Here is a 13186-nt window from a genome sequence, read left to right on the forward strand (position 1 = left end):
CACGCTAATGCGGCTCTTCCCAGTTGAGGGTGTAGGTCGGGTTCGCGTGGCGTTGCGGGGGTAGGGGTCGAGGTCTCCCTGAGGATGGAAGTTCTCACACTGCCCATCCGGGAAGACCTCGACATGGTTGACGCTACCTTCACGCCTCCTGATCTGACGACGTTCGCTCGGTTGGACGAGCTCGGTCTCGTGGTGACCGGGCAGTGTCTGAGACCCGACCGGGCGATCCTGGAGTGCCGGGTCGCCGTGCCGGAACCGTGGTGCCAGGAGTGCGGCTGCGCCGGCCTGGTCCGCGACACGGTCGTGCGGGAGCTCGCGCATGAGCCGTTCGGGTGGCGCCCCACCCTGCTGGTGGTGCGGCTGCGCCGCTACAAGTGCACCGGCTGCGCTCGGGTCTGGCGCGAGGACCTCACCGCCGCGGCTGAGCCTCGTGCTCGGTTGTCGCGGCGAGGACTGCGGTGGGCGCTGGAAGCACTCGTGGTCGGTCACCTCACGATCACCAGGATCGCGACGGCGCTCGGGGTCGCGTGGGACACCGCCAACGACGCTGTCCTGGCCGAAGGCAGACGCGTGCTGATCGATGACCCCACCCGGTTCGACGGCGTCGCCGTGCTCGGCGTGGATGAACACGTCTGGCGTCACACCCGGCGCGGGGACAAGTACGTGACCGTCATCATCGACCTCACCCCGATCCGTGACGGGACCGGGACCTCGCGGCTGTTGGACATGGTCGAGGGCCGCTCCAAGCAGGTGTTCAAGACCTGGCTCGCCGGCCGCCCCGCCCAGTGGCGGGACGGGGTCGAGGTCGTCGCGATGGACGGGTTCACGGGGTTCAAGACCGCCGCGGCTGAGGAGCTCCCGACCGCGACCGCGGTCATGGATCCCTTCCACGTCGTCCGGTTGAGCGGTGACGCGCTGGATCGTTGCCGCCGCCGGGTTCAGCAGGACCTTCACGGTCACCGCGGCCGCGCCGACGATCCGCTCTACCGGGCCCGGCGGACCCTTCACACCGGGGCCGGGCTCCTGACCGACAGGCAGCGCTCCCGGATCAACGACCTGTTCGCCGGTGACGAGCACGTCCAGGTCGAGGCGACCTGGGGCATCTACCAGCGGATGATCGCCGCCTACCGCGAACCCGACCGGGTCAAGGGCCGCATCCTGATGCAGGCCCTGATCGACTCCATCAGCTCGGGCGTCCCAGCCGCCCTGACAGAGGTCATCACGCTCGGGCGGACCTTGAAGAAGCGCGCGGCCGACGTGCTGGCCTACTTCGACCGCCCCGGCACGAGCAACGGGCCCACGGAGGCGATCAACGGCCGCCTCGAACACCTGCGCGGCTCCGCCCTGGGCTTTCGCAACCTCACCAACTACATCTCCCGCAGCCTCCTCGAGGCCGGCGGCTTCAGACCCCGACTACACCCTCAAATCGGATGAGCCGCTAATGCCCGGCTGACGCCTGCCGGAAGGTTGACCATGGTCCAGCGCATTACTGCGGGCAGCCCGGCCGCGCATGTCGCGGCGGAGATGGGGGTCTCGCGCACGACGGCGTGGCGGTGGTAGCGCAGGTTCCAGGTCGAGGGGCGCGCAGGCCTCGTCGATCGGCCGACCGTGGCGCGCACACACCCGCACCGGACGCCCGTTTGTGTCGAGACACCGGTGCGGATCGCGCGGATGCTGACGCGGCGTGGGCCACGCACTACAACCTAGAACGACCCCACCTCGGCATCGGCGGCCTCAACCCATCGACCGACTCAACAACGCTCTTGGTCAGTAGACATAGCGCCTCTGCAGCCCTCGTAGCAGGGCCTCACCCGATGAGCTCCGCGCGAACGCGGTGGAGGAAGTGGTTGTCGGCCGCCTCGCGGCCCGCGTACCCCCCTTGTCGGAGCTCAACACAGCGGGAGAGTCCTTGCGCGGCGACCAACAAGGTCAACGGCTCGATGTGGGCCTGCCAGTACCCGGTGTCCGACCCGTACGAGATCGACATCGATCCCCGGAAGCGGGGACCGTAGCGCTCGAAAATACTTGGGACCAGGTTGTCCGCGGCATCGCGATCACCGTCATCGACCCGCCCGAAGATCGCGTACGCCACGCTCCGCTGCCACTCCAACTGCTCCGGCTCTTGGTACAGGAATGCTCCGAGAGCGATCTGCGGCCCACCGGCGATGACTCGCCCGCCGCCGTGCATGAGCCCGAAAGCGATCGCCGCTGTGCCCCCCTTCGAGGTGCCGACGAAGTACACGCCCTCTGGGGGCACGGAATACTGTGCGATCAGCTCCCTGATCAACGACAGGACCACGTTGCGGATCTGGTTGTCGCCGGAGACGCTCAGCAAGTAGCACCCGTGCGCTCCAACATGGTCCTTGAGATGAACCACGGTCGCGTCGAGCTCCGCACCGAGCCGCCAGTGCGACATGCTGGTGACACCCGGAGTCGAGTCCAGGCCAGGGAAGACGAACACGATCCGTCCGGATTCCGCGCGCTCATGGACTGAATAGACGAGGTGCCGCCGGAGATATACGTGCGCCGCGTCGCGCACCGAAACCTCGGCCTCCCCCGGTTCCTTGCCACGCGAGCGATCCGAGGACACGACTGCCCCGCACTCCCATGCAGTGTCCTTGACGTGGCGTGGTCCCGCGGAAGTCCGTGGCTCGATCACAAGCTCCGAGAGGAAGTGCCGATAAAACGGGTCGATGTAGTGAAAGGGTGAGGCGCCCCACTTGTGCCCTGGATCCCCGACGAAGAGCTCAGGCGGGTACCGCACGAACTGCCAGTCCTCCAGGTCCTGCTCCATGATCGAGTAAAGTCGGCCCAGGAACGTGTTCGCCCGATCGATGCCCTTCCGCGAATACGAGCTGGCGAACTCCTCGTCGCCCGTGCACCCGTCGGCCCAGAACACTCGATTGACGCGAAGGCGCGACCGGGCTCCGAGGGAGTCCAGAGTCGCCAACAGGCGGTACCAGCCCACGACCCACAGGCGCAGGAACTCCTCGCTCCCCGACCGGATCGTCTCGTATGGCGGAGCGGCCGTCGCTGAAAGAAATTCGTTCGACACGGTCGCGATGCTCCCGTCGCCCAACTGAGCCAGGTTGAATCGTTCGTCGATCGGGTCGAAGACGAGGAGGTCGAATTCCACCTGGCGCAGAGTGGTCTCAAGCGCCTTGTCCAGGTCCTGCTCGACCGTCCTACGTTGGAACGCTGAGGAGATGGTCGACGTGTCCACCCCGACGAACCGCTTGCGACGAAACGCGCTGGCGAGCGACGTGCGCGCAAAGTACCCAACGAGCTCCATCCCCGTGGACGCGTCGAGCTCGAACGCGTCGCGCGTCACACAGGAGCCGAGGACGAAGACGCGGGTGCTCTCAGACATCAGACCCACCGACGAGCGTCAGCTCGGCCTGGACGACGAGGTCGCCCGCGACCTGGGCTCGAACGCGCTCTGCCGCTCCCGCAGAGAGCCGCAGGAACATCTCCGGATCGCGGACGAGCTCGATGATCGCAGCAGCGAGCGACGACGCGCTCTCTGGCTCACACAAGATGCCCGAGCGTTCGTCGACGAACTCCGGGACGGCCGCCACACGTGTCGTGACAGGAACGAGTCCTGACGACATCGCCTCGTCACGCGACACTCCTTGCGCATCCATGCGTGTGGGGACCAAGAAGACTCCACTGCGCTTGTGAAGGTCCGCGATCTCTCGATGAGATAGGAACCTCCGGTCCAACGTCACGTTCGAGAGGCCCCGCAGCGGCTGTACGGTCGACTCGAAATGGGGGCCATCTCCGACGAACATGAACTCCATGCGCTCGAACTCCGGTTCGTCGCGGAGCAGTTCTACGGCGGCGACACTCAGGTCGTTGGCGTACTTGGGAGAGGCGTAGGGGCGCACCGAGAGGATCCGCAACCGGTCCTCTGCCGACTTCTCCTCGTACGAGAAGAGGTTCGTGTCGACCGGGTTGTGGATGATGCTGTATCGAGAACCCTCCAGCGTGACCCCCACGTCTTGCATGACCTCGTTTGCGAAGTATTTCGACACGAACACGAAGTGAGTGTTCGCCGCGCGGTCCAAGAACACACGTTGCCAGAAAGCCATCCGAGCATCGGAGGCTCCCTTGGCTCGGTCCAGATCTTCATCAGTCGTGTAGTTGTAGCTGCGCCGCCACCAGGGCTGGACCTCGGCACCATGCAGCCAGACGATGACGCGACGACGGCTACCCGCACGCCGGATAACGTCCCACATGGACTCGTCGAGAAAGTGGACGAGGAGCGGCGCCCCCGGGTCCGAGACCTCGAGCGCCCTCTCGAGCAGATCAATGGAACCCGAGTGAACGTCGACGCCCTCGTGAACAAATGTTTCGTACGACCGACGCGCGGACACCGAGAGCACATCCACGTCCAGCCCCGCGTCCTTATACGCGAGCACGCGCGAGTGAACGAATCCGTTCCGATAGCGGTCCATGTGCGAGGGGTAGACGTTGGTGACCACGATGGCCTGCCCACGCATCTGCATGAACGATGGGGCAGTGGCGCGGTGCGCGAACTCCGCAGACTTCAGGATCGCGGAGCCCTCACCTGCGACGCGAAGCGCAAGACGCAACGACTTCGCGCCGTCCGGCGCCGTGCTGGTGGCGTTCTGATTCGTGAAGTGGACGGACGAGCCGCTGCGGCGATGCTCCTCGTCATAGTAGATCACGGCCACCTGCGTGTTGAGGCCGGGCTGACACTCGACGTGGAGCCGGATATCGCCGTCCTCCGAGACATCCGCGATCGCGTGGGTCTCGCGGGAGAAGAGGTAGTCGTGCGTCCCGGGCGCCAACGTGGACACGACCTCCACGCCATCCCCCAGCTCCCGTGTCAGGACTGCGGCCCGGGCGAACCCGGCGAACCCAACCGCGACGTTCTCGCGCACTGGCACGGTGACGGCCTGGAACGGCAACCGGACGTCCAAGGACTCGGCCCTCGCATACAGGCTCTGCATATCGACTCCCGCGTCCCGCACCTCGGCCTCCACCTCTGCGGCCACTGCCTCGGCATCCACCAGCATTCCTCGTGGGACCTGGCAGTAGCCGAAGATGTCGGTGGCGAAGGCCCCAAGAGCCAACCCGTCCAGTGTCAGCAGAGAGGAAGCCATGGCGTTTTCGCCGAGGTCTTCGACGCGGACGACGGGCGTCCGGAGCGACCCTATCGGCGCGTCACCGTAGCGTTGCCCACCTCGTTCACGGACGCCATCGACCGTCCACTCGTAGCCCCCGGCAATCCCGACGACCTTGCGATCCGAGTACCGGTGGGCCAGAGCCAGGTCAAGAAGAAGATGCCGCCCGTGATGATCAGGCATCGTCCACACCGCTGCGAACTCCGCGGTCGGGGCGAGGTCCGCGACTTTGAGCTGCCGCAGATCGGCGCGCGAAAAGATCCGAGGCCCCCCAGCCTGCGTCAGCCGTGCTACGACACTCTCGTCCGGACTCACCGCCACCGGGACGACATCCACGCCAAGCTGCGTCTCAGCCTGGGCGGCGAAGAGCAGCAGTTCCTCGTGCGATCGCACTTCCGCGACGACAAGGATCTTCGGGAGATGGCCCGTGTAGGCACTTCCCATGATGCGAGAGACGAGGTACTCGATCCGATCCGCGTAGGTGTGCTCCTGGAGGACTTTTCTCAGAGCCGCCTGGCGGAGTCGGCGTGACGTCCGGGGGTCGCTCTCCAACTCCTGGATTCGACCGGCCGCTTCCTCGCCCGCATCGACCGAGGTGGTGAGATTCCCGAACAACATCCGCACGCCACGCGAATAGTTCCCGACGATAAGAGTTCCGCTGGCCATCAGTTCGAAGACCCGCCTCGCGAACATCGTGGCGGACTGCTTCACAGAGTTGAGATTCAGGCCGTACTCGTAGGCACGATAGGCGTGATGCACGGAGTCGGGTGACAAGGTCCCCTTGATCAAGGGGAGATACGAGTCCGGGAACTTGTAGTTCTCGTCCTGCTCGTGAAGGTTGCGGTCGAAAATCTCGACCTCGACGACCGAGGATACGTGGGAGACGAGCGACTCCAGATCCCGATTGCGATCCGGGTATCTCCGATAGTATGCGCCAGCGAACATCATCGCGTTCTTGCGAGGAGCATCCGCAACGGGGTTGTGCAGACGCGGCTGAGCGGCGAACGGCATCAACCAGACCTGCTCGTGCCCCAGGGTCTCCCGGTATCTGGGAATCATCTCGATATCGGTGGTGAAGACATGTTCGAAACGCGAAGCCACGTTGAGGAACGTGGAGAAGTGGACGGGGTCCTCCTTGTTCCAAAATGCGGTGGGCACTCCATGCTCCGCGCACCACGCCAGGATGTCCAGCAACTCAGGGGGAACATGGCCGACTGTGTTGCTCCAAAGGTTGTCGATGCCCCGCCAGGCAGACTCGACGAACAGCAGCTGCGGGTCGCCCTCCTCCAGCTGTCCACGCCACCCCTGGGGCGTGAGGTGGATCGTCTCCCACTCAGGATCGACGCCCGCGCCGGTGAAGTCGTCGACGATGACGGCGACCCTCGGCCTCTTCGTCGCTGCCAGGCTCGCAAGCGTCCTCTCCCGACGCCGCGCCCGCCTTTCCCCATCCACGGTCGGCTGTTCGACCGGCCGTTCTCCGGGCTTACGGCGGATCGCGCTCCGGACGTCGACGATCTTTGCCCGCCACTGCTCGATCTCCTTGTCCAGCTGCGCACGAACCTCGTTCTCGGACGGGGCTTCCCCTCTCGTGCCAACCGCGCGAGCCACGGCGACTGGTAGACCGAAGAGCAGGCGTGGAGACCGTGCGTGGCCGATCGCCTGGGCGAGCCTGACCGCTCTCCTGGCCCGAAGACGTCCGAGGGCAAGCCGCGCTGTCGCCGAGATCCGTATGAGATCGCCCTCAAGATCATTCCGAAGAGCGATCTCGTTGTGAAGCTGACGCACCTGTGCGCTGATCTCGATGATGCGCTCGTTCAGTTGCCGCTCATTGGCCATGGCGGCCCGGTACTTATCGTTCGCGCCACGCAACTGGCGCCGTAGGCGCGCGACTTCCTCGTCGTTCGTCGGCGACTGATCGTCTCTCATCGCCAGACGCCCTTCGTGTCGACGACGACCTTCTCTCCGAGGTGGAGCGGTGTGCGGTCTGCCTGTCTGAACTGCGTGTGGTCGACGAGCACGAGGACGATGTCCGCCTCGTCGACCGCGGACTCCAACTCTCGGAGCTCGACGTTCGGACGCCCGGCGAGCACGCCCGGCAGCTCGTCGATGTGCGGTTCGACGGCGAGGATGACGGCGTCGTCGACCTCGACGGCGAGGCGTGTCGCGATGGCGAGCGCGGGCGACTCCCGCAGGTCGTCGATGTCCGGCTTGAATGCCAGTCCCAGCACGGCGATCCGCGGCGTCTTGAAGCGGTTCGCGTGCGCCTTCACCCGCGAGACGACGTACTCCGGCTTCGCGTCATTGACCTCGCGCGCCGTCCGGATGAGCCGCGCGCGCTCGGGCGCGGCGTCGACGATGAACCAGGGGTCCACGGCGATGCAGTGGCCGCCGACGCCGGGGCCCGGCTGGAGGATGTCCACCCGCGGGTGGTGGTTGGCGAGGCGGATCAGCTCCCACACATCGATGCCGAGGTCTGCGGAGATGAGCGACAGCTCGTTCGCGAACGCGATGTTGACGTCTCGATAGGAATTCTCAACGAGTTTAGCCATCTCAGCGGTTACCGTGTCGGTCAGGTGGATCTCGCCCTGACAAAAGACCTGGTAGAGCTCCTTGGCACGCTCTGCGGCTTCGGGAGTGAGGCCACCGACGATTCGGTCGTTGGTCACAAGCTCGATCATCACGCGGCCGGGCAGGACACGCTCCGGGCAGTGCGCCACGTGAATTCTCGCGCGGCCTTCCGATCCATCGAGCGAGAGGTCGGGGCGAGCCGTGAGGATCCAGTCCGCCATCTGCTGTGTGGCACGAGGCGGCGACGTCGACTCAAGAATCACGAGTGCGTCGGCCTCAAGATGCGGAGCGATCGCCTCTGCGGCCGCTTGGATGTATGAGAGATCGGGGGCGTGCCCGTCCATGAACGGGGTCGGGACGGCGACGATGTAGGTCTGCGCTGGCTCCGGCTTCGTCGACGCACGCAGCGACCCCTGGGTCACGGCTCCAGCGACATATGTCGCTAGGTCAGGTTCGACGAACGGTACGTCGCCTCTGTTCACGGCGTCGACCGTACGTTCGTTGATGTCCACCCCAATGACGTTCACGCCATTGGACGCCAAGATTGCGGCTGTCGGAAGGCCGATGTACCCAAGTCCGACGACGCACACAGTGGTGGTGTTCATGATTCCCCTCAGATCAGGACGTGCGAGTCCGCGCGCCCGTAGAAGTGCACCTCGCCGCTCGCAAGCAGCTCGGCGTCAGTGACCGACCAGGTGTGCGCCCCGGAACCGGAGCGCACCTGGACGAAGTTGAAACGGTCCGCCGAGAACACGCGTGCCCCCGCGTCCACAGCGTCCCGAAGGAAGGCGGTGTCCTCGCCCCGGCCCACGTCGTGGAACGGAGTGGTCACCGCGAGGCTTTGCCGGGTCACGATCGTCGGCCCCATCACCCGGTCGGTGAAGCGACGCTCACGGTCTGCGAAACGCAGCAGCGTGGCGTCCATGCCCTCGACGTACATGTAGTGCGCCTGCTTGCCGACGACCTCCGCACCGCTGTATTCCAGGGCGTACAGCTGGTCGGAGAGGTACTGCGCGCCGTAGAGGTCGTCGTCGTCCATCTTGGCCACGACGTCTCCGTCCGCGGCGGCGACCAGGCGGTTGAGGCAGCTTCCGAGCGACACATCAGAGCCAGCAGCCAGGAGCACCAGGTCCTCGACGCCTGCCTCTTTGGCACGCAGACGCAGGTCCGCCTCGTCGACCTCGAAACCGTGGGTCAGCAGCGCCAGCTGCAGCGTGACGTCCTGCTGGCTGCCGACAGTACGCAGGACGTGGTCGAGCTGGTGCGGCCGGTTGGTCGAGACCAGCGCCGTGACCGACGCGCGCGGCACGGCGGGCGAGTCCGCCAGGCCGACGCCGTGCAGCACGCTCTGCACACGGGCCCCGTAGGTGTGCTCACGCCAGATCCTGCGCTGTCCCAGGTGCGTCGCACGATCGCGCAGCTCGTCGGAACGCACGAGCGCCCGCACGGTGTTCCCGGCCTCGACGCGGTCGGAGACCACGAACACCTCGTCCGCGGGGAAGAACTCACCGATCGCGCGGCTCGGGGTCGTCACGACGGGTGTGCCGCAGGCCGTGATCTCGAAGACCCGGCGCGCGCACATGCTCGGGGAGTCCACGATCGAGTTCACGTTGAGGAAGACCTTGTACTCGCGGTACGCGGTGAGCATCCGCTCGTAGTCCAAGGACCCGACGACGCGGTCGGCCAACGGCTCCGGGAACTGGTAGTTCTTGTCGCCGCCCTGGAAGCGGGAGAAGATCTCCAGCCCGTGCTCCATGCGCGGGGAGACGTCGAACGCCCCACCCAGGAGCAGGTCCATCTGCTCACGACGTTCGGGGTACTTGTGGGCGAAGTACATACCGCCGAACGCGACGTCCCGCTCCGGACCGCGCCCGTGCGGCCGGATCGGGTTGTGGATCGCGGGCTGCGCGGCAAAGGGGAGAACGCTCACACGGTCGTGGCCGAGCCGCGCGACGTAGTCAGGTACCCGGTCGACGTCGGTCGTGCAGACGTGGTCGAAGAGCGCCGCCGCATCGAGGAAGTCCTCGAAGTGGACCGGGTCCTCCTTGTTCCAGAAGACCGTCGGGATGCCCCGCTCACGGCAGTACGCGACCAGCTCGACGAACGCCGGCCGGGGGGCCGACGTCCCGCTGAGGTGGTACTGCCAGGCCCCGCCGTTGCCGTTCCATGCCGACTCGACGAAGAGCAGGTCGATGGGCGCGTCCCCGAGCACCTGACGCCATGAAGAGGGCTTGAGCAGCACCTGGTCCCACTCGAACGCGAACGCGAGCCGGGAGAAGTCGTCGAGGATGACGCCCACACGCAAGCCAGGCCGAGCAGGGAGACGATCAGAGTAGTCCCACGGGTCGAACGTCAGACCGGCCTTGGTGAAGTACCCACCACGCCCGTTCCCCGAGGAGGGAACGCGCTGCCGACGGAGGAAGGACTGCAGCTGGGAGACCCCGCCGTGCCGAAGATGCCAGAGAGCCCGGCGCGCTGCGCCCAGACCCCCGCCCCTGCGAGTCGTCACATCTGCCATCCTGCTCGTTGCCTTGGAGCACCCGTATCCAGCGCGGACGCGGGAAGTGCTCGGACGAGCAGGCCTCGGAGTGCGGCACTATAGTACCGCTCCCAGGTGGCTCACAGTGGCATGTGTCTCACGGCACGAAGGCGACGACCACCCGGCCGGACCCGCGCAGCGCCAACGTTCCCGTGGCGTGCGGGACGAAGACCGACTCTCCCGCGCGCACCACTGCCCGCAGAGATTCACCCGACCGGTCGCTACCGACAGCAGGACAAAGCGTCTCGATCTGCCCATCGAGGACGAGGACGATCCGGGGGCCCTCGGCCCGCACCGTCACGGCTCCATCGTCGGCCGACAGCTCACCCATGACGAGCGCGAACTCCGGGATCGCCGCGCGGTACTCGCGGAGCCCACCGCCCTCAGCGAGTGCGCCCCGACGTCCGGCCCCGCGCCCCGTCCCGAGCGGCCGGACCCGCGGGCGCGCCGCGGGCCCCGGCGAGTACACGACGCACGCCAGGAGCGCCTCGACGTCGACCCGCTTGGTGGTGAGCCCGGCGCGCAGCACGTTGTCCGAGCTCGACATGACCTCGACCGCGCACCCGGACAGATAGGCGTGCACGTGCCCGGCCGGGACGAACATCGACTCCCCCGGCTCGAGCGTGACACGGTTGAGCATCATCGACACGATCGCCCCGGGATCCCCCGGGTGCTGCTCCGCGAGGGCCACCACCGTCGCGTCGGCACGCGGCGACGTCGTGCCTTCACCCAGACGAGAAGCGACGTCGGCGACGGTCACGGCCAGGTCCGCCGCGACGTCGGGCAGGGTCCTCGCGTGCAGCGCGAGCGTGAACGCCTCCTGCAACCCGACCGCAGAAGGACGCGCCTCGAGCGCGACTCGCATCCGCGCGACCAGGTCCCCGCGCAGCCCGTCGAGCAGCTCCAGCACCCGCGTCGGGCGACGGAACCCCGAGAGCCCCTCGAAGCGGCTGATCGCGACGACCATCTCCGGCTTGTGCTGGTCGTCGTGGAAGCTGCGATCCGCGGACCCCCGCGGGATGCCCGCCCGGTTCTCGCGGTTGAACCCCGCCCGCGCGCGGTGCGGCTGCGGGTGGACCTGCAACGACAGCGCGCGGTCCGCAGCGAGCACCTTGAGCAGGTACGGCAGGCGGGGCCCGTACTCGTCCAGCACGCGCTGCCCGAGCATCGCGACCGGGTCTGCACGGATCAGGTCCGCCAGGGACGCCGAAGGCCCGCCGTCGGCCGAAGCCGACGACGGGCCTTTCGGGTGTGCGCCCATCCACATCTCGGCGAGAGGACCTCCGTCCTGCTCCAGGCCCAGCAAGGAGTGCAGGGCACTCCTCGAACCCCAGTCGTAGGACTGGAGCGTGGGCGTCAGGTGCAGGATCGGCGAGGTCATCGCCAGCGAGCGTACGTCAGACGCCCAGGGCGTCGCTGATCGGGTCGAGGGTGAAGTAGATGACGAACGCGGCCGCGGCCACCCACATGAGCGGGTGGATCGCCTTGATCTTGCCCAGCGCCAGCTTGATGACCACGAACGCCAGGAAGCCCGCACCGATCCCGGCCGTGATCGAGTACGTGAAGGGCATGAGCGCGATCGTGAGGAATGCCGGGATGGCCACCTCGACGTTGTTCCACTTGATGCCCGTGATCTGGGTCATCATGAGGAAGCCGACGAGGACCAGGGCGGGCGCTGCGGCCTCGCTCGGGACCAGGGCGACGAGCGGCGAGAGGAACGTCGCCAGCAGGAACGCGATGCCGGTCACGACAGCCGAGAGCCCCGTGCGAGCCCCCTCGCCCACGCCGGTCGTCGACTCCACGTAGCTCGTGTTGGACGAGACGCTCGCAGCGCCGCCGGCAGCGGCCGCGATCGAGTCGACGACCAGGATCGCGCGCGACTTGGGCGGGTTGCCCGTCTCGTCGAGCAGACCACCCTCCGAGCCCACGGCGACCATGGTGCCCATCGTGTCGAAGAAGTCCGCGAGGAGCAGCGAGAAGACGAGCAGCACGACCGTGACGACGCCGACCTTCTCGATCGAGCCCAGCAGCGAGAACTGGCCGAGCAGGCCGAAGTCCGGCACGGAGACCGGGCTGCCGTCGAGGGCCGGGGCGTTCAGGCTCCAGCCGTTCGCCGCACCGGCGCCCTTGGTGCCGACGCCCGCGATCGCCTGGATGACCACCGCGAGAACCGTCGCAGCGAGGATCGAGATGAGGATCGCGCCCCGGACCTTGCGGACCCACAGGACGATCATGAGGACCAGGCCCACCACGAAGACGAGGATGGGCCAGCCCGCGAGCGACCCGGTCGCACCGAGCTGGAGCGGCGTCCCGCCGCCCGAGGCGACGAAGCCCGCGTTGACCAGGCCGACGAGCGCGATGAACAGGCCGATACCGACGCTGATCGCGGTCTTGAGCTCGACCGGGACGGCGCGGAAGACCGCCTCCCGGAAGCCCGTGAGGACGAGCACGAGGATGATGAGGCCCTCGATGACCACGATGCCCATCGCATCGGCCCACGTGACGTCGGGGATCGTGGCGATCGTGAACGCGACGACCGCGTTGAGGCCGAGGCCCGCAGCCAGGGCCATGGGGTAGTTCGCGAAGACGCCCATCGCGATCGTCATGATCCCGGCGACGAGCGCCGTGGTGGCCGCGATCATGGCCATGTTCGGCCCGTCGGTGCCGCCGCCCAGGAAGCGGCCCGTGCCGTCCGCACCCGAGAGGATGATCGGGTTCAGGATGATGATGTAGGACATCGCGAAGAACGTGACGAGACCGCCACGGATCTCCGCGCCGATGGTCGAGCCGCGCTCGGTGATCTTGAAGAAGCGGTCGATGCCGCTGGAACGCGGGGGTGCTTCGCGTTCGTCAGTCGTGGTGGTCATGAGGAGAATGTTGCCAGACCTCGTGTCGCGGCCCCGAATCGTCCACATGCCGTGCTAGTGAG

Annotated in this window: 7 protein-coding genes; 1 reads left to right on the plus strand and 6 read right to left on the minus strand. The window is 66.9% G+C overall.

Annotation, left to right across the window (positions count from 1 at the left end):
- Nucleotides 1–123 precede the first annotated feature (123 nt).
- On the plus strand, nt 124–1434 hold the full coding sequence (locus tag NHG27_RS09860; RefSeq protein ID WP_193719181.1) for an ISL3 family transposase: 1311 nt from the start codon (nt 124–126) through the stop codon (nt 1432–1434).
- A 373-nt stretch (nt 1435–1807) separates the two neighbouring features.
- On the opposite strand, the gene NHG27_RS09865 is transcribed toward NHG27_RS09860, so the two are convergent.
- The 6 genes from NHG27_RS09865 to NHG27_RS09890 all read right to left on the minus strand — a co-directional run bounded on the left by NHG27_RS09865 (nt 1808) and on the right by NHG27_RS09890 (nt 13124).
- On the minus strand, nt 1808–3370 hold the full coding sequence (locus NHG27_RS09865) for a DUF6270 domain-containing protein (RefSeq protein ID WP_056645426.1): 1563 nt from the start codon (nt 3368–3370) through the stop codon (nt 1808–1810).
- A complete protein-coding gene (locus NHG27_RS09870) occupies nt 3363–7076 on the minus strand; it encodes a glycosyltransferase family protein (RefSeq protein WP_056645422.1) in 3714 nt (1237 codons plus the stop codon). Before NHG27_RS09870 ends, NHG27_RS09865 begins: the two co-directional genes overlap by 8 nt.
- The gene (wecC, locus tag NHG27_RS09875) at nt 7073–8323 is read right to left on the minus strand and encodes a UDP-N-acetyl-D-mannosamine dehydrogenase (protein WP_056645419.1); all 1251 of its coding nucleotides are present in this window, start codon (nt 8321–8323) and stop codon (nt 7073–7075) included. Before wecC ends, NHG27_RS09870 begins: the two co-directional genes overlap by 4 nt.
- 8 nt (nt 8324–8331) lie before the next feature.
- Nucleotides 8332–10017 carry a glycosyltransferase family protein gene (locus tag NHG27_RS09880; RefSeq protein ID WP_497016181.1) on the minus strand — a complete coding sequence of 562 codons (1686 nt, stop codon included), beginning with the start codon at nt 10015–10017 and terminating at the stop codon, nt 8332–8334.
- A 337-nt stretch (nt 10018–10354) separates the two neighbouring features.
- Nucleotides 10355–11638 carry a mannose-6-phosphate isomerase, class I gene (gene manA, locus NHG27_RS09885; protein ID WP_497016182.1) on the minus strand — a complete coding sequence of 428 codons (1284 nt, stop codon included), beginning with the start codon at nt 11636–11638 and terminating at the stop codon, nt 10355–10357.
- Nucleotides 11639–11654: 16 nt separating this feature from the next.
- Complete coding sequence (locus tag NHG27_RS09890; protein WP_191801964.1) at nt 11655–13124, minus strand: NCS2 family permease; 1470 nt, start codon at nt 13122–13124, stop codon at nt 11655–11657.
- Nucleotides 13125–13186: the final 62 nt, after the last annotated feature.

This window comes from Oerskovia sp. 140933 (assembly GCF_059651515.1).